The organism is Kitasatospora sp. NPDC001159 (assembly GCF_053598235.1).
Genome location: NZ_JBSFJV010000054.1, coordinates 39506 through 56335 on the forward strand (window position 1 = coordinate 39506; position 16830 = coordinate 56335).

General features: G+C 71.5%; 19 protein-coding genes and 2 tRNA genes. 12 read left to right on the plus strand and 9 right to left on the minus strand.

The genetic code is table 11. From position 1 onward, the window contains the following. The first annotated feature begins 1 nt into the window (after position 1). On the plus strand, positions 2–958 hold the full coding sequence (locus ACWC9T_RS25260) for a M48 family metalloprotease (RefSeq protein ID WP_449823316.1): 957 nt from the start codon (positions 2–4) through the stop codon (positions 956–958). A gap of 13 nt (positions 959–971) precedes the next feature. Here the strand turns inward: ACWC9T_RS25260 and ACWC9T_RS25265 are convergent, their stop codons facing one another. Beyond that, on the minus strand, positions 972–1976 hold the full coding sequence (locus ACWC9T_RS25265; protein WP_449823317.1) for an NADP-dependent oxidoreductase: 1005 nt from the start codon (positions 1974–1976) through the stop codon (positions 972–974). 148 nt (positions 1977–2124) lie between these two features. Between ACWC9T_RS25265 and ACWC9T_RS25270 the strand changes: the two genes are divergently transcribed. Next, complete coding sequence (locus ACWC9T_RS25270; RefSeq protein WP_449823318.1) at positions 2125–3024, plus strand: LysR family transcriptional regulator; 900 nt, start codon at positions 2125–2127, stop codon at positions 3022–3024. Positions 3025–3063: 39 nt separating this feature from the next. On the opposite strand, the gene mug is transcribed toward ACWC9T_RS25270, so the two are convergent. The 6 genes from mug to ACWC9T_RS25300 form a co-directional block, all read right to left on the minus strand. After that, entirely contained in the window at positions 3064–3618 is a 555-nt protein-coding gene (gene mug, locus ACWC9T_RS25275) for a G/U mismatch-specific DNA glycosylase (protein WP_449823334.1), read from the minus strand. Between the two features lie 29 nt (positions 3619–3647). Beyond that, the gene (locus tag ACWC9T_RS25280) at positions 3648–4661 is read right to left on the minus strand and encodes a phosphatase PAP2 family protein (RefSeq protein WP_449823319.1); all 1014 of its coding nucleotides are present in this window, start codon (positions 4659–4661) and stop codon (positions 3648–3650) included. Positions 4662–4791: 130 nt separating this feature from the next. Beyond that, positions 4792–5871: an aminopeptidase P family protein gene (locus tag ACWC9T_RS25285; protein WP_449823335.1), complete on the minus strand. Its 1080-nt coding sequence runs from the start codon at positions 5869–5871 to the stop codon at positions 4792–4794. An 88-nt stretch (positions 5872–5959) separates the two neighbouring features. Continuing rightward, entirely contained in the window at positions 5960–7306 is a 1347-nt protein-coding gene (locus ACWC9T_RS25290) for a M20/M25/M40 family metallo-hydrolase (RefSeq protein ID WP_449823320.1), read from the minus strand. Between the two features lie 66 nt (positions 7307–7372). Beyond that, positions 7373–7531, minus strand: coding sequence for a hypothetical protein (locus ACWC9T_RS25295; RefSeq protein ID WP_449823321.1), 159 nt, complete (start codon positions 7529–7531; stop codon positions 7373–7375). A gap of 205 nt (positions 7532–7736) precedes the next feature. Beyond that, on the minus strand, positions 7737–9020 hold the full coding sequence (locus tag ACWC9T_RS25300) for an MFS transporter (protein ID WP_449823322.1): 1284 nt from the start codon (positions 9018–9020) through the stop codon (positions 7737–7739). Positions 9021–9160: 140 nt separating this feature from the next. On the opposite strand from ACWC9T_RS25300, the gene ACWC9T_RS25305 reads away from it, so the two are divergent. Beyond that, a complete protein-coding gene (locus ACWC9T_RS25305) occupies positions 9161–9814 on the plus strand; it encodes an ArsR/SmtB family transcription factor (protein WP_449823323.1) in 654 nt (217 codons plus the stop codon). Between the two features lie 42 nt (positions 9815–9856). Continuing rightward, on the plus strand, positions 9857–10342 hold the full coding sequence (locus tag ACWC9T_RS25310; RefSeq protein ID WP_449823324.1) for a hypothetical protein: 486 nt from the start codon (positions 9857–9859) through the stop codon (positions 10340–10342). 113 nt (positions 10343–10455) lie between these two features. Here ACWC9T_RS25310 and ACWC9T_RS25315 read toward each other — a convergent pair whose 3' ends face one another. Beyond that, a complete protein-coding gene (locus tag ACWC9T_RS25315) occupies positions 10456–10944 on the minus strand; it encodes a YajQ family cyclic di-GMP-binding protein (RefSeq protein WP_449823325.1) in 489 nt (162 codons plus the stop codon). A gap of 216 nt (positions 10945–11160) precedes the next feature. On the opposite strand from ACWC9T_RS25315, the gene ACWC9T_RS25320 reads away from it, so the two are divergent. Next, a tRNA-Tyr gene (locus ACWC9T_RS25320) sits at positions 11161–11241 on the plus strand. Between the two features lie 374 nt (positions 11242–11615). Beyond that, positions 11616–12158 (plus strand): hypothetical protein, encoded by a 543-nt coding sequence (locus ACWC9T_RS25325; protein ID WP_449823326.1) that lies wholly within the window; start codon positions 11616–11618, stop codon positions 12156–12158. A gap of 471 nt (positions 12159–12629) precedes the next feature. On the opposite strand, the gene ACWC9T_RS25330 is transcribed toward ACWC9T_RS25325, so the two are convergent. Next, a complete protein-coding gene (locus ACWC9T_RS25330; RefSeq protein WP_449823327.1) occupies positions 12630–12944 on the minus strand; it encodes a DUF2637 domain-containing protein in 315 nt (104 codons plus the stop codon). Between ACWC9T_RS25330 and ACWC9T_RS25335 the strand changes: the two genes are divergently transcribed. The 6 genes from ACWC9T_RS25335 (at position 12856) to kdpF (ending at position 16783) form a co-directional block, all read left to right on the plus strand. Continuing rightward, positions 12856–13779 carry an HAD family hydrolase gene (locus ACWC9T_RS25335; RefSeq protein ID WP_449823328.1) on the plus strand — a complete coding sequence of 308 codons (924 nt, stop codon included), beginning with the start codon at positions 12856–12858 and terminating at the stop codon, positions 13777–13779. The two genes, ACWC9T_RS25330 and ACWC9T_RS25335, sit on opposite strands and share 89 nt — an antisense overlap. 103 nt (positions 13780–13882) lie before the next feature. After that, the gene (locus tag ACWC9T_RS25340) at positions 13883–15013 is read left to right on the plus strand and encodes a hypothetical protein (protein WP_449823329.1); all 1131 of its coding nucleotides are present in this window, start codon (positions 13883–13885) and stop codon (positions 15011–15013) included. A 487-nt stretch (positions 15014–15500) separates the two neighbouring features. After that, positions 15501–15595: transfer RNA gene (locus ACWC9T_RS25345), tRNA-Tyr, on the plus strand. Between the two features lie 235 nt (positions 15596–15830). Continuing rightward, positions 15831–16082, plus strand: coding sequence for a hypothetical protein (locus tag ACWC9T_RS25350; RefSeq protein ID WP_449823330.1), 252 nt, complete (start codon positions 15831–15833; stop codon positions 16080–16082). Further along, complete coding sequence (locus ACWC9T_RS25355; protein ID WP_449823331.1) at positions 16079–16432, plus strand: hypothetical protein; 354 nt, start codon at positions 16079–16081, stop codon at positions 16430–16432. The genes ACWC9T_RS25350 and ACWC9T_RS25355 overlap by 4 nt, the downstream gene beginning before the upstream one ends. 261 nt (positions 16433–16693) lie before the next feature. Then, a complete protein-coding gene (kdpF, locus tag ACWC9T_RS25360) occupies positions 16694–16783 on the plus strand; it encodes a K(+)-transporting ATPase subunit F (protein ID WP_045693083.1) in 90 nt (29 codons plus the stop codon). The last annotated feature ends 47 nt before the right edge of the window (positions 16784–16830 follow it).

Below are 16830 nucleotides of genomic sequence, written 5' to 3' on the forward strand. Positions count from 1 at the left end.
CGTGGGCTTCTTCGTCTTCCTCCCGCTCATCCTGCCGCTGACCGCGGTGCCGATCGCGCGTCTGACCGAGCAGCACCTGCACCCGCGCGGTGCGGCCCGGCTGATGACCGTGATCAGTGCGGTGATGGCGGTCTGCAGCGTGCTCTGCCTCGGGCTGATCGGCGTGGTGGGCACCGCGCAGATCCCCGGCAACCCGCTGCCGGACAGTTGGTCCGACCCGGTGGTACGGCACGCGCTGCCGTACCACGAGACGGTCGGTACGGCAGCGATGTGGCTGCTGGTGCTGGTCGGCTTCGCCTGTGTCCGGACGGTCGTGCGGCATCTGCGGGTCCGCTCCCGGGCGAGGCGCGCGCTGGCCGGGCTGCCCGAGGGGCCGGCCGAGGCCGGCGACCTCGCGGTGCTGCCGGACCGCAGCCCGTACGCCTACGCGCTGCCCGGCTCGCGCGGCAGGGTGGTGGTCTCCACCGGGATGCTGGACGGGCTGGCCGAGGACGAGCGCGAGGCGCTGCTCGCGCACGAGCGGGCACACCTGCGCCACCGGCACCACCGCTACCTGCTGACCACCCAGCTCGCCGCCTGCGTCAACCCGTTCCTGCGGCCGCTGCAGGACGCGGTGGCGTTCAGCGCGGAGCGCTGGGCGGACGAGGAGTCGGCCCAGGCGGTGGGGGACCGGCGGATCACCGCGCGGGCGGTGGCCCGGGCGGCTCTGGTCTCGCACGCCGCCCCGGCGCCCGGCTTCGCGGCCTTCGCCGCGCCGGCGGCCGCGCCGGGACCGGTGCCGCGCCGGGTGGCGGCGCTGCTCGGCCCGGTGCCGACGGCCCGCAACTGGCCGCCGGCCAAGACCCCGGCGGGCCTGGCGGCGATGGTCGCCGCGGTCGGTACGGCGGCCTCGGCACTGTGCGCGCTCAACGCGGCGGTGGCCCTGCTGGTGGTGCTGAAGGCGGTCACCCCGCTGTAGGGCCGGGGCTGTGTCAGCCGCCGATCCGGACGATCATCTTGCCGGTGTTGGCGCCGCGCAGCATGCCGAGGAAGGCGTCCACCACGTGGTCGAAGCCGTCCACGACCGTCTCGTCCGGGACGAGGGCGCCGGAGCGCAGGTGCGGGACGAGGAAGTCGTAGAGCTCGGGAAGGGCGTCCAGGTGGTCGCGGACCAGGAAGCCCTCCAGCCGCAGGTTCTTCCCGACGATGTCGTAGAGGTTGCGCGGCGCGGGCGGCGGGTCCTGCGGGTTGTCGTACTGGGCGACGGCGCCGCACCAGGCGATCCGGCCGCGGTCGCGCATCGCGCTGATGGCGCCCTCCAGGTGGTCGCCGCCGACGTTGTCCAGGTAGACGTGCAGCCCGTCCGGGGCGGCCTCGCGCAGGCGGTCGGCGATCGGGCCGTCGTGGTAGTCGAAGGCGGCGTCGAAGCCGAGGTGCCCGGTGAGGTGGGCGGCCTTGGCGGCGGAGCCGGTGCTGCCGATGATCCGTCCGGCGCCGAGCAGCCGGGCGATCCGGCCGGCGGCGGTGCCGACGCCCCCGGCCGCGGCCGAGACGAACAGGGTCTCGCCGGGCTGGAGCCGGGCGATCCGGGTCAGGCCGACCCAGGCGGACAGGCCGGTGCCACCGAGGATCGAGAGGTGGGCGCTGAGCGGGACGCCGACGAAGTCGGGCAGCAGGTTGGCGCGCTCGGCGGTTACCACCGAGTGGGTGCTCCAGGCCTGCCGGTGGAAGACCAGGGCGCCGACCGGCAGCGCGTCTGCCCGGGACTCCACCACCCGGCCGAGGGTGCGTCCCTCCAGCGGTGCGTGCAGCGCCCAGCCGCCCTCGTCCATCTCCTCGCGCATGTAGGGGTCGACGGACTGGTAGAGGTTCTCGACCAGCGCCTCGCCCGCGGCGAGGGCCGGGACGGTCTCGTCGACGAAGGCGAAGTTCTCGGCCCTCGGCGCGCCAGAGGGGCGGCAGACCAGGTGGACGGCGCGGGCGGTGGGGCGGGACATCGGCGGTGCTCCGTACGGGTGGAGGTCGGGCGGGATGTGATCACCGTAGGAAGCGGGGGAGCGGCCGGGCAGGGGGCAGCGTCGATGGGTCGGAGCCTTCCATGAACGGAGTCGATGGATGCCGGTCGATGTCGGTAGATTCGCCCGCATGACCGATCTCGCCCCGCACGAGCTGCGCGTTCTGGTCGCCGTCGAGGAGGAGCAGAGCTTCACGGCGGCCGCCGCGCGCCTGGACACCACCCAGTCCGCCGTCTCGCACGCCGTGCGCGCCTGTGAACGGAAGCTCGGCACGGTGCTCTTCGACCGCGGGCGCCATGGCGCCCGACCCACCGAGGCCGGCGCGCGGGCGGTGGCGTACGCCCGACGGATCCTGCGGATGCTGGCCGCGATGGGCCCGGAGGTGCGCGGCGCGGGCACGGACGGCGGTCCGCTGACCGGAGAGCTGCGGATCGCCGCCTTCCGCAGCGCCGCCGCCCAGCTGCTGCCGCCCGTCCTGGCTGGGCTCGCCGCCCGCCACCCCGGGCTGACCCCGCGGGTGCGGATCGTCCGGGAGCTCGGCCGGGGCACCGCCGGGGAGGTCGCCGACGGCCGTGCCGACCTCGGGCTGGCCACCCTGGACGCCGGCGGCCCGCCGCCCGTCCCCGGCCTGGTCGCGGTGCGCCTGTACCGGGAGTCGTACGCGCTGGCGCACCCGCAGGACCACCCTGCGCCGCGCGGGCTGCCGCTGGTGGACTGGGCGGAGAACTGCGACTCCTACACCAGGGACTGGTGGCAGCGGCAGGACTGGCTGCCGCCGGCGACCGTCGACGCGGAGGACGACACGGTGGCCCTCTCGTTGGTCGCCCAGGGCCTCGGTATGGCGGTCATGCCCCGGACGGCGCTGCTCGGCGCCCCGCCCGGGCTGGCCGTCACCGATCTCGGCCCGAACCCGCCCAGCCGCTTCGTCGGGTACGTCACCACGCCCGAGCTGGCCGGTACGGCCGCCGTCCGGGCGCTGATCCGCGAGCTGCGCGCGCTGCCGCTGCCGGAGGGCCTGACCGCGGCTTAGGGCGGGTCTGACGATTCCGGCCGGGCGCGCCGCGAATTGTCAGACCGTCCCTTGCTCGCCGATGCTCTCCCGGAGCTTGCGGAACTCCGCGGCCAGCGCGTCCAGGGTGTAGTGGGCGTTGAGCCCGCTCGGGTTGGGCAGCACCCACACCTCGGTGTCGCCGATGCCCTCCGGCTGGCGTCCGATCGCGGCCTGCCGCCGCCCGAAGGCCGTCCGGTAGGCGCCGATGCCGAGCACTGCCAGGATCTTCGGCCGCAGCCGCAGCACCCGCTCGGTGAGCGCGGCGCCGCCCTCGCGCAGCTCCTCGGAGGTGAGTTCGTCCGCCTTGGCGGTGGTGCGCGGGGCGACGTTGGTGATGCCGAGGCCGAGCGCGGGCAGCTCGCCCTGCTCGTCCGGGCGGAACTGGCGCTCGGTGAAGCCGGAGCGGTGCAGGGCGGGCCAGAAGCGGTTGCCGGGGCGGGCGAAGTGGTGCCCGGTGGCGCCCGACCACAGGCCCGGGTTGATGCCGCAGAACAGCACCCGCAGCCCGGGCCCGGTGATGTCCGGGATGGTGGTGTCCTGGGCGGCCCGCAGCTGCTCGGGCGTGGGCTTCATCGGCGACCGGGCCTTGACGGGCGGCGCCTTCACGGAATCGGACTGCACGCGGCCAAGTCTGCCCTGGGCGCCGAACGCGCGGTACGGAGGTCACGCAGCCACCGCAGCCCGAAGACCACCACGGCCGCGTAGGCCCAGCCGGCGAACACGTCCACGATGAAGTGCTCGGCGCCGTAGACCAGGGTGAACGCCATCGCCAGCGGATAGGCGACCAGCAGCGCCCGCAGCCAGGGCCGGGCGGTCGGCCAGAAGAGGAACAGCAGCATCGCCGGGTAGGCGGAGTGCAGCGAGGGCATCGCGGCGACGTCGTTGGCGAACTGGCTGCCGTTCTCCAGCAGAGAGTCGGCCTGGGGCAGCCCCGTGGTGGAGATGGTCTCCCAGACCACCCGGTGCAGCGGCGGCAGGTTGCCCTGCTGGGCGACCAGCCACGGCGGGTCGGCCGGGTAGAGCAGGTAGGTCGCGAAGCCGGCGAAGGTCAGGGTGAAGTAGCAGGCCAGCAGTTGTCGGAAGCGGTGGTGGGAGCGCCGCCAGAGCAGCGCGAGCAGCATGAAGACCACGAGGAAGTGCGAGAGGTAGACGACCGTCGCTGCGTAGTCGTACCAGTGCGGCGAGCCGGGGGTGTAGAGCGCGTGCTGGATCCGTACGGTCCAGGTCTCGCCGAAGCCGAGCACCTCGTCGGCGCGCAGCTGGGGCAGCCAGTGCGGGGCCCACGGGGTGTGCGCGCCGTAGCCGCGCAGCAGTGAGTACGCCCAGACCACGGCCATCACCGGTACCCAGTCGCGCAGCACCAGCAGGAAGCCGCGCGGGCCGTGCCCGCTGTGCACGGCGGCGGTCAGCAGCGCGCCGATCAGCCAGAGGAAGACCACGTCGTTGGCGAAGGCCATGCCCTGGGTGTTCAGGAACCAGACGAGGCAGGTCAGGTAAACCGGCCACGCCAGCAGCCGGAGTCTCGCCGGTCCGGTGCAGCGGGGGCGGGCGGTCGCGGGTCGCAGTCGCCCGGCCCGCGCCGGGGGCGGCGGGGCCGGGCTGAGCAGCTTGGTCATGCCCACTGAAACTAGCAACGCAAGCTTGGAGGACTCTGGGTGAACGATGACCGGCTCGTAAGAAAATCGCACAGTTGGGTCAAGGTTGCCGGGCCAGAGTCCCGAATGCCGGACGGCGGGGCGGGGCGGTTCAGGCCACGATGCCCAGTTCGTGCGGAGTGTTGTTGAAGCGTCGGCCGCCGGTCGCGGTGACGGTGACGATGTCCTCGATCCGCACCCCGAACCTTCCGGGCAGGTAGATCCCGGGCTCGATCGAGAAGCACATCCCGGGCACCAGCGGCCGCTCCTCGCCCTCGACCAGGTACGGCGGCTCGTGGGTGGTGATGCCGATGCCGTGGCCGGTGCGGTGGATGAAGTATTCGCCGTAGCCGGCCTCGGTGATCACCCGGCGGGCGGTCCGGTCGATCTCCTGGCAGCTCACCCCGGGGCGGACCGCCTCGAACGCGGTCTGCTGGGCGAGCCGGACCAGGTCGTGCACCTTCCGCACCTCGGCCGGGACGTCCGGTCCGACGTGCACGGTGCGGGTGGTGTCCGACCCGTAGCCGCCCTTGAGACCGCCGAAGTCCAGCACCACGGTGTCGCCGGGCCGGATGACCCGGTCCCCGGCCTCGTGGTGCGGGTTGGCGCCGTTGGGGCCGGAGCCGACCACGGTGAAGTCGACCTGGCTGTGCCCGTACTGGATGAGCAGCGCGCCGAGGTCGGCGGCCACGTCGGTCTCCCGGCGACCGGCGAAGGAGACCTCCAGGATGCCCCGGTAGGCGGCGTCCGCGGCGCCGCCGGCCGCGGCCAGGCGTTCCAGTTCCTCGGCGCCCTTGACCGCGCGCAGCATCGGCAGGGCCTCGGTGAGCGGGGTGAAGGCGGCGCCGGGCAGCGCGGCCTGGAAGCCGAGCAGGTGCATCGCCCAGGCGTTGTCGGAGATGCCGTACCGCCCGGCCGGGTCGAACAGCGGGTGGGCGGCGGCGTACGGGCACTCGCCGTCGGACCAGTCGAGCAGTTCGACGGCCGGGGCGCCTGGCGCCTTCTCGGCGTCCGGGCGCTCCAGCTTGGGGACGACCAGGGCGGGTCCGCGCCCGGCGGTGAGGACCAGGGCGGTCAGCCGCTCGGTGATCGCGGTGGGCTGGTAGCCGCACAGGTAGGTCAGGTCGGGGCCGGGGGCGACCACCAGGCCGGCCAGCCCCGCGGCGGTGGCGTCGGCGCAGGCCCGGGTCATCCGGGCGGTGTAGTCCTCGGTGGTGAACGGACGGGGCACGGCTCTTCCTCCTCGGGGTCCGGACGGGCTTGCTTCAACTCCAGCACGTTCAGTGAGAGTTGGCGAAGTGCCGGAGGAACAGAGCTTCGACGCGGGCCATCTGCCGGATCTCACCCGGGTCGACGCTCTCGTTCGGCGCGTGGATCAGGCAGCGCGGCTCCTCGACGCCCATCAGGATGATCTCCGCCTCGGGGAAGGCGGTGGCGAGGACGTTGCAGAGCGGGATCGAACCGCCCTGGCCGAGGAGGGACATCGGCTTGCCGTAGACCTCCCGCATCGCCTTGTCCAGCGCGGCGTACGCGGGTCCGCCGGTGTCGGCGCGGAACGGCGAGCCGGCGCTCTCCCGCTCAACCTCCACCCGCACGCTCCAGGGCGCGGCGGCCTCCAGGTGGGCGACCAGCGCGTCCTGGGCGGAGCGGGCCTCGGTGCCGGGCGGCACCCGCAGGCTCAACCGGGCCCGGGCGGTGGCCGGGACGGCTGCGGCCGAGCCCACCACGGGCGGGCAGTCGATGCCGAGCACGGTGACGGCCGGGCGGGCCCAGAGCCGGTCGGCGACGGTCCCGGAGCCGGTCAGTCCGACGCCGTCCAGTACCCCGGCGTCGGTGCGGAACCGCGTCTCGTCGTACCCGACACCGCTCCAGGTGCCGTCGCCGTCGAGGCCGTTGATCCGGGTGCCGCCGTCGGCGTCGCGCAGCGAGTCGAGCATCCGGATCAGCGCGGCCAGGGCGTCCGGGGCGGGGCCGCCGAACATGCCGGAGTGCACGTCGCCCCTGAGCGCCTGCACGGTGACCACCACATTGACGACCCCGCGCAGCGAGGTGGTGGCGGTGGGGACGCCGACCGCGGCGTTGCCGGTGTCGCAGATCAGCAGGGCGTCCGCGTGCAGCTCCCCGGCGTGCGGGGGCACGTACTCCTCCAGACCGCCGGTGCCCTGCTCCTCGGAGCCCTCGACCAGCAGCTTGAGGCCGACCGGAACGTCGTCGCCGAGCGCCCGCAGCGCGGTGAGGTGCATGACGATGTTGCCCTTGCAGTCGGCGGCGCCGCGCCCGTACCAGCGGCCGTCGCGCTCGGTGAGCCGGAACGGCGGGGAGGTCCAGGCGGCGTCGTCGAGCGGGGGCTGGACGTCGTAGTGGCAGTAGAGCAGCACGGTCGGGGCGCCGGGCGGGGGCGGGCGGTGGCCGATCACCGCGTGGCTGCCGTCCGGGGTCTCCTCCAGGTGGACGTCGCGCAGGCCGACCTCGGTGAAGGCGGCGGCGACCCACTCGGCTGCCTCCCGGCACTTCTCCGGCGGGTACTGCCGGGGGTCGGCGACGGACGGGATGGCCACCAGCTCGGCCAGGTCGGTCTGCGCTCGGGGCATCAACTCGGCTATTCGATCCGCGAGTTCGTCGGTCATGCGGGGCTCCTGAGGGCTGCGGGGGGACTGTAGGGGCTGCTGGCGTGCGGTGTGGCGTGCGGAGCGTCACTGGCGCACGGTGCCGCGCAGGTCGAGGTCGTCGATCCGGTCCTGGACGGCGATCTTGTCCGGGCAGCACGCCGAGAGCGTGATCGCCTCGGCCTGCATCACCTGGCCGTCGGACAGCACGGGCCGCTGGGCCGGCCCGCCGACGCCGCTGGACATCCCGTTCCTCCACTGCGCCTGGTTGAGCCTCCGGTGCGGCCCCGGTCGGCTGCGCGGGGTGGTCGCCGGTAGGGGCCCCGGGGGTGGGCCGTACCCGGCCAGTTGACCCGGTCGCCGGGGGCCCCGCATGCGGCGTACGCCCGTGCGGGTGATGCCCGGTCAGCCGCGGTCGGCGCTGTGATCAGTCCTGAGGTCGGCCCTGCTGTCAGTCCTGCGGGGAAGCCGGGGCGGTGGCGGGCCAGACCGCGCGGCGCAGCGTTCGGCTCGCGGTCGCGGGCACCAGGGCGGCGGCGAGCACGCCGGCGATCGCCGCCAGCGCGACGGCGGGGGAGAAGTGGTCCAGCAGCAGGCCGGCGGCGAAGGCCCCGGCGGGCATCCCCGCGGTGAGCAGCGTCACGGTCGCGGCGATCACCCGACCGCGGAGCTGGTCCGGCACCTGCCGGAACACCAGCAGGTCGAGCATCACCCGCAGGGCCGGGACGCCCGCGCCGAAGACGAACAGTGCGGCGAAGACGGTGACCGCCCCGCCGGGCAGCAGCGGCGCCAGCGGCACCGGCACGGCGGTCCAGGCCACCGCCAGAAGCAGGACGCCGGGGCCGGCCAGCCGGTGCAGCCGGGAGACCAGGACCGTTCCGGCCAGCGCCCCGACCGCCTCGCCGGCCAGCGCCAGGCCGATCCCGCCGCTGCTGGTGCCGTGCTCGCGCAGCAGCACCATGACGGGCAGCACGAGCGCGGCCCCGGTCAGGTTGATCACCAGCAGGACGGCCAGGGCGGGCCGCAGCAGCGGGGAGGCGGCGAGGAGGCGGAAGCCGGCCAGCGCGCCGCCCTCCGCCTTCCTCTCCGGCGCGGCCGGGCTCGGGAAGCGCACCACGAATGCGGAGGTCAGTGCGATCAGCGAGGCGAGTGCGGAGCCGAGGAAGGGCACTGAGCGGCCGAGCCCGAACAGGAACCCGGCCAGCGGCGGACCGGCCAGTGCGGCGCCGCTCATCCGGGCCTCGTCCTGGGCCAGTGCCTGCGGCAGCTGCTCGGGTGCGACCACCGAACGCAGCGCCAGCAGCCGGATGGGGCCGGTGTAGGCGATGGTCGCGCCGATTACGGCGGCGACCAGCAGCAGGTGGACCAGGGCCAGCCGGCCGAGGGCGAGGGCGACCGGGACGCTGGCGAGGGCCAGCAGCCGGGCGGTGTCGGAGATGATCAGCACCCGGCGGCGGTCCCGCCGGTCGGCGACCGAGCCGCCGTGGACGCCGAGCACCAGGGTGGTGGCCATCTGTACGGCGCCGAAGGCCCCGGCGGCGGTGGAGGAGCCGGTGAGTGCGAGGACCAGCAGCGGGAAGGCGGTGTCGCCGATCCTCATGCCGAGGGTCGCGCAGGACTGGCCGACCCACAGGGCCTGGAACCGCAGGTTGCGTCGGAGCGGGACGGGCGGTGGTGCGTCGGCCCGCCGGGGTTCCGCCGCCTGCTCGGCCCTCGTCGTGGTGTGCTCCGTCATGTCCCCGCCCCCATCGTTCGCGCTTCCCACGATCGTTCACGTTAGGGTGAATGATGTCGAAGACATGATTGATTGCGCAAGAGTGAGTGCTCACCGAGTCGTGATTGCGGTCGACGCGGCCGATCTGGAAGGCTGGGCCCGTGGTCGAGCACGAACTGGAACCCGCCGACGGGGACGAGCAGCCCGCCGCCTGGGTCAAGGAGCGCCAGGTGGGCGATGTCGCGGTGCTCAAGGCGCTGGCCGACCCGCTGCGCCTGGCCATCCTCGGCGCCCTGAAGTCCGCCGAGGAGCGGCCGCTGACCGCCAAGGAGCTCGCCGTCGAGCTCGACGAGCCGCAGACCAAGCTCTACCGGCATATCAAGCAGTTGGAGAAGGCCGGACTGATCCTGGTGGCCGGCACCCGGCTGGTCTCCGGCATCGTGGAGAGCCGCTACCGGGCCGCCCAGGATTCGATCTGGCTCGCCCCGGAGATTTTCACCACCGACTCCCCGGCGCGCTCCGAGGCGTACGACGCCATGGTGGCCGCGATCGACCGGGTCCGCGCCGACTTCCGCGCCCACGTGGCCGACGGCCGACTGGACTTCAGCACCCCGAAGGACGGCTCGGGCACTTCGCGCGCCGTGTTCGCGCACTCCACCCTCCGGCTCGACCCGGACCGACTGACCCGTCTGCGCTCCCAACTGGCCGAAATCTTCGACGAACTGGCCGAAGAAGGACCGAGTATGTCCGATGATGCGATAGACGTGACCCTCTTCACCATGCTCTACGGTCTCCGAGCGGCCACGGAATCGTAAATTCCGGGCGGACTGTCAGTGCGGTGGGACACCATGTCCGGCATGTCCTATGAACTCCAGGCGCTGATAGGCACGTTGGAGCTGCTGACGGTGGCGGCTGCAGAGGTACCGGCGGCCCGGGTGGTGCCGCTGGCCCAGGGGCTGGCCCTGATCCCGGTCACCTCCGCCGTGCTGGCGGCGCTGCAGGGCGATGGCGCCGTGCCCAAAGTCGGCGGCGGGGCCGGGTTCGGCTGGCACTCGGACGGCTTCGAACTGCGGCTCGCCGCCTGGTCCAAGGCCGGGCCGATCGCCTGCGTCGAGGCCGAGTATTTCGGCGGCAGCGGTACCCAGCGCGCCGCCGTCTGGGAGGACGGGCGGGTGGCCCTCGGACCGCTCACCAGTGGGGAGTTCGAGACCGTCCCCGAGGGCACCCCGATCTCCCGCGCGCTACGGCGGCTCGGCGCGTGCGTCGTGGCGGGGCGGGTGGACGAGTTCGACGCGGTCGGGCTGGCCGCGCACCGCAGCACCGGCGGCTGGGTGGCGGCCTGAGGGTGTGCGCCAGCGGGCGGTGCACCATCGCTCCCTGACCCCACCCGCCGATGCGAACGGCCCCGCTCCCCAGCCCTGGAGCGGGGCCGTGCCGTGGTGCGACCGGACGGACGTCAGCGGTAGTTCACGAACTGGATCGCGAAGTCCAGGTCCTTGCCCTTGAGCAGGGCCTGGACGGCCTGGAGGTCGTCGCGGCTCTTGGAGCTGACGCGCAGCTCGTCGCCCTGGACCTGGGCCTTGACGCCCTTCGGGCCCTCGTCCCGGATGATCTTCGCGACCTTCTTGGCATCCTCCGTGGTGATGCCCTCCTTCACGTTCGCGAAGATCTTGTACTCCTTGCCGGACAGCTGGGGCTCGCCCGCGTCCAGAGCCTTCAGCGACAGGCCGCGCTTGACGAACTTCGTCTGCAGCACGTCGAGGATGGCCCGAACGCGCTCCTCGCCGTTGGCCTTCATCTCGATCTTCTCGCCGGAGCGGCTGATCTCGCCGCCGACGCCCTTGAAGTCGAAGCGGGTGGCGATCTCGCGGGAGGTCTGGTTGATCGCGTTGTCGACCTCCTGCCACTCGACCTTCGAGACGATGTCGAAACTGGAGTCGGCCATGGGTGTTGGTCTCCTTGATGCTCTGGCTTCACTGGCGCGGCCCGCCCCACTGGACGCCCGCCGCCCCAGCCTATCCAGCGCCGCCCCCGCGCCGCCCGTGACAGCCGCGGGACTCTCCTTGATCATTGCGTGACCGATCGAGTGGCGGAGCACCCCCCCGGATCGGGTATGGTTTACCAAGTCGAACGGGGTCAACGCCCCGGGAGACGAAATCCTGGCTGGTTGCCCGAGCGGCCAAAGGGAGCAGACTGTAAATCTGTCGCGCAAGCTACGCAGGTTCGAACCCTGCACCAGCCACAGGATAGAGAGACGGCCTCTGATCTGCGGAAACGCAGATCAGAGGCCGTTTTGCTGTGCTCGAACACTCGGGCTCGCGAGTGGGCGTTCTGGGTGGTTTGTCTCATCCTGTTCCGCCTGAATCTCAGCCCTGACCAGCAGTTCCGGACCAGGCGCGGACCAGGACCGGTGAGTGAGCGCGACGCTTGGCGAACCGATCATTCAGCGTCGGGGCTGGCATGATCGCCGGGCGGCGGATGTTCGCTTTCCGCATGCGGGGGATCGGTGCGGCTGTGGCACGGGGGTGGTTACTGATGGCTTGGTGGTTCCGTCGGCGCTCGGAGCCCGACGAGGAGTTGGTATCGGTACGGCTGCCAGCTGGCAGAGCCGCTGAGATGCCGCCGGACGAGGAGCTGGCCGAGCTGACGGCTGAGGCGGAGCTGGGCGACGATGTGGCGATGGGGCACCTGGCGACGACCCTGCATCTGAAGGGTGACCGGGCCGGCGCGCTGCGCTGGTGGGGCCGGGCGTGGGAGGCCGGGAACGTGGTTGCCGGCTTCAACCTGGGCATGCTGCACGCGGTGGCCGGTGACGCGAACCGCGCGCAGGTGGTCTGGGAGAAAGCCGCGGCGCTCGGCGATCCGGACGCCATGCTGGGCCTCGTCAAGCAGGCGCTCGACCGTGGCGATGCGGCTGGTGTCGAGCGCTGGGCGCCGGTGATCCTCGCGCAGGACGAGGCGTTCCCGATCACCGCACTGGGCGTGGCCTTCCGGGAACGCGGCGACCTGGGGCGCGCCGTGCAGGCATTCCTGCGCGCCGAGGAACTGGGCGACGGGTACGCGATGGAGTACCGGGCCCGGATCCTGGCTGCCCGGGGGCAGCACGAGGAGGCTGACGCGCTGCGAGCACAGGCGGCGACGGCCGAGCGGATGCTCTGAGGTCGCCATCAGGAGTCCTCGGGTGCCGGCGGGGGTGCGGCCCGCCGTTGGAGCCGTTCGGTGATGAGCCGGTTGGCGTGGTCCTCGTCGCCGTGGATGCACTTGGCATAGACGCGAAGCAGGACGGCGATGCTATGCCCGGCGCGCCGAGCGCACTCGGCTACCGGCACGCCGGAGGCCAGCCAGAGCGAGATCCCGGCGTGCCGGGCGTCGTAGGGGCGCTTGGCGAGCGGGGTCGCCTGCTCCTCCGCTGAACACCGCAGCCCGCGCGGCGGCTCAGACGACGCCGTACCCGCTCTCCTGCACCATGCCGTTCCGGAAGGTGCGGAACAGGCGGCCGTCGGGGGCGGTCCCGTGCAGCTCGATGTGCTCCCGCAGCAGCTTCACTCGCGTACCAGGCCTCGCGCTCGACGCGCATGCGCTCAGCCCGCTCCTCCGGGGTCTCGCTGATCAGCAGGCCCAGGCGGTTCATCATGCTGTCCACGTCGTAGGACGGGCCGGGCGGCGGGGCGGGCTGCTGCTGTCCGTCGGGGGCGGCCTCGCCTTGGAGCAGATCGTCGCGGTGGTGAAACCGTGGGCCAGCAACCTGAGCATCGGCCACGGGGTGCCCTTGCGGATCAGGTGCAGATCCATTGCGAGCAGGGCCACGATCCCGGCGTCCACACCGACCGGGAACGCGTAGCTGAACCCCGAAGCCGTGCATGAAACCCAGGTCCCGCAGCGCGGCGTCCCGATCCCCGCGAGTACCGTGCGACCGACCGCAGCCAGGATCGTCAGTCCCAGCATCAGCGCGCCGGGGGTCGTCGCCGATGCGGTTGAAGCGGCGGGCCGTGTGGTTGAAGCGGCGGCGGGCGGGGCTGAAACGGCCGCCGGCGCGGCCATGGTGCGTCCGGGCCGGCGGCGTGGTGGAACAGGATCGCCTACGAGCGGCAGCCATGACCCCGCCTCTCAGCAACTCGCCGACGTGTTGCGGCCGGTGAAGCACGTTCTCCTCGACTTCGACGGCCCGGTGTGCTCGGTCTTTGCCGGCCTCCCCGCTCCGGAGGTCGCGCGCCGACTCCGTGAGGGCCTGATCGCCGCAGGCGAGCAGGCCCCGGCTGGGGCGGAAGAGGAGAACGACCCGCTCGCCCTACTCCGGCTGGTCTCGGGCGCCCGGCCGGATCTCACGGAGAGCGCGGACGCGGCGCTGGCCGCGCTGGAGACCGAAGCCGTCCGGGTCGCCCGCCCGACCCCGGGCGGAGAATCGGTTCTGCGTGCTTCTGCCCGCTCTGGTCGGCTGGTCTCCGTGGTCAGCAACAACGCGGGCGCGGCCATCGAGACCTACCTCACCGAGCACGGTCTCAGCGGCTACGTGGCCGGCGTCTTCGGGCGCGCCCCTGGCGACCCCTCGTCCATGAAGCCGAACCCGCGCCTCCTGTTCGAAGCGATGCAAGCCGCGGGGACCTGGCCGGAGTACTGCATCTTCATCGGCGACGCGGCCCGCGACGTCGAGGCCGGGGAAGCCGCCGGTGTCACGACGATCGGCTTCGCCAACAAGCCGGGGAAGGACGCCAAGCTCGCCGCTGCTGGCGCTGTGGTGATCGTGGACTCGATGCAGCTCATCGCTGACGCGTTGCTGTGAGGGAGACCAGCGTGGCAGGTGGCCGACGCAGAAAAAGATGTAGCCCCAGGCGCATGAAACAGAGGCGACACTGGGGCGTTCTCTTGGAGAGTAGCATCCCCTCATGCTGAGTGGCGACGAAGATGTCGAGACTGTCTGGGAAGCGATCTCAGACTCCAGGCTGGCGCCTTACAACAGGCTCTCAAGTGATCGACGCGAAGCGCTTGATCTTTACGCATGGAACACTCGGACCTCCGCAGCGGTGTTCGAGCTGGTAGGACACTTAGAGGTTCTTCTCCGCAATGGCCTCGACAGGTGCTTGCAGGATTATTTCAGTGAGGATGCACGAGGCATCCCGTGGTTCATGCTGCAAACAGCTGGCGGCGAACATGTCACGGATGCCGTGGAAGTCGTCCGAACGCGGCTTCGGGCGCAAGAACAGGGCCCGAAGGGCCGCGCTCGCGCGTTGCGGGAGACTCGGGATCAGATCGTCGCTGGCCTGAGCTTCGGCTTCTGGTCGGGCCTACTTGGCCCCAAGTATGAAGATCTGTGGCGGGACTGCCTCCACCGTGCCTTCCCGCACTCCTCGGGCCGACGCAAAGACGTTGCCGCCGCCTTGGAGCACATCCGCAAGCTGCGCAACCGACTCGCCCACCACGACTCGCTGATCAACGTTGACATTCCGTTCGAGGTCCGCCGCATAGTCCAGGTCGCCAGCTACTTGAGCCCCGAGGCCGGCAAGTGGCTTGAGAGCCAGTCGCGGGCCATGGACACCTACGCAGAACGGCCCGGCAGGCTGCTTGAGGACACCGTGGTGGTGGCCGCACGAGACGCTTGGCAGCTCTACAGCTCCACTCAGTGCAGTGCATACGTCTGCCAGGCAGGGCGGGCGTTCCGCCCCGTGAAGCGGATCGCCTTCTACGCGGATCGCGAGATCAAGAAGGAGATCCCATCGATCTTGTACCGCCGCGACGATGTCGAGTGGACTCCAGAGGAGACCGACCGCCTGGGCGCATCTGATGATCGCTGGGACCGCAAGATTGCCAATGTGATCAAGGTATCTCGTGGCGAAGGATGGGCCGAGGGCCGATATCAGGTCTTCCTTCTGTCTCGGGCCGGCGATCCCCAGCATCGGCAACTGTCAGCAGCGCTATCGCACCAGGGGGCGGGTAGAGGGTCTGCCTTCACCCAGAGGCAGCGCTACGTCTCGCTACACGCGCTGGAGACGGCTTCGTCGACCTCTGACCTCACATGACACTCGGCCGGTAGAGCCGTTGGGGTGCGCCAGCGCCTACGCCAAACAGCGGCATACAGCAGCGGACCGGAGTGGAGGCTGCCTGTCCGCAACTGGGAAGTCCCCGCAGCGAGTTAGCTGCGGGGACTTCCCTCTTTGCGAGGTGCGTGGCGTCGGTAGGTTCTGGGCGGTGATTACTCAGATCGTCACATTGGTTCTTTTTCATGGCTGTCATCAGTCGGATGTATGCCTCGCGACGTTCAAGGCGATGCGCGGAGCGGCGTTCTTCTCGGGTGCTCATCTGCTGGGCAAGCCGCTCTTGGCGTCTCTTCAGTACTCCGAACAGCCCTGTGAACCCACTCCACCGAGTGCGGATGCTGCTGAGGTGACCGCCCCCCAGTTGTCTGCCACGGAGATAGTGAAGCAGCCAGACCCACCAAAGCGGGAGGGTGTGCATGCGGTGGCCCTGGGGGTTGGGCGCCGCTCCAGTGAGCTCATCCGGACCAGTGGCGGACCAGATCCGGTCTGCGATCAAGAGTTGCCTGGTCAGCAGCTTGTAAATCTGTCGCGCAAGCTACGCAGGTTTGAACCCTGCACCAGCCACAGGATAGAAAACAGCCCCTGATCTGCGGAAAAGCGGATCAGGGGCTGTTTTGTTCACCCGGACGCCGACGGATGGAAGTTATTGCGTATTGCTTGCAATAGCGGAATCCAGGCAGCAGAGTGGGAGACGGGGGTGGGAGTCCTTCGACTGAGCTGATCGTCTTCCCAACCGGCGCCTGCCGGGACAACGGCTCGCCCACCCCCGCCAACAGCCCCTCCCGCCACGGCGTCGGTTTTGCCAGGTCGGCATGGTCCGGCACTGGTACCGGATCGACCGGGCGGTTGGCAGCGGAAGGCCGCGCTGAACGGCTTCGGCGCCCTGCTGACCGGCGTCGCCACGCTCGTGGTGACCGGGACCAAGCCCACCGAGGGCGCCTGGGGCATCGTGGTCGCCCTGCCGCTGCTGGTGGTGCTGTTCGTGGCGATCCACACAGCTAGGAGCGGCTCGGCGAACGCCTGGAGCTCGGCCGGGTGCCGGGCGCGGTGACCCGCCAGCGCAGCCTGGTGGTGGTCCCGGTGACGGTGATCACCCGGCTCACCCGGGACGGCCTGTCGGCGGCCCTGTCGCTGGGTGACGAGGTGCTCGCGGCGACGGTGGTGCACGAGTCGGCCGACGCCGAGGCGCTGCGCCGGGACTGGGAGCTGTGGCAGCCCGGCATGCCCCTGCTGGAGATACCGGAGGACCACCGGCGACGCGGATGTGACCCGACTGCCCTGGTGGGCCCGACGCATCTCCGGTCTCGGCCGGATCACGACGGTCTCGGCCCGGTGAAGCGGGCGTCAAGGTCGCGTCAACGACCCGCTTTCACCCGTATGGAGGGCGTCAGGGGCCCCTAACGCGCCCTAGACGGCTGGTTTGCTGCATCTGCCGGTCGTCCGCCGGTGCCGCGCGAGGACTTCGGCCCGCTTGCGGCATCTCCCGAACCACGCTGGTGGAGCCCATGTCCGATCTCATCTACGTCGGTGTCACGGTCGCCGTGTTCGCCGTCATCGCCCTGATCGCGCGGGGGGTGGAGAAGCTGTGAACGAGCGCAGCGAGCGAACCGTCAACAGGGGCGCGTGGCGCGAAGCGCCCGCCGAGCGCAGCGAGGTGGGCGCATGAGTGCCGAGAACATCGCTGGTCTGGTCGTGGCCGTCGCTCTCGTCGGCTACCTCGTCGTGGCGCTGATCTTCCCGGAGAAGTTCTGACATGGGATCCACTCTCGCGGGCTGGATGCAGGCCCTCGCCCTCGTCG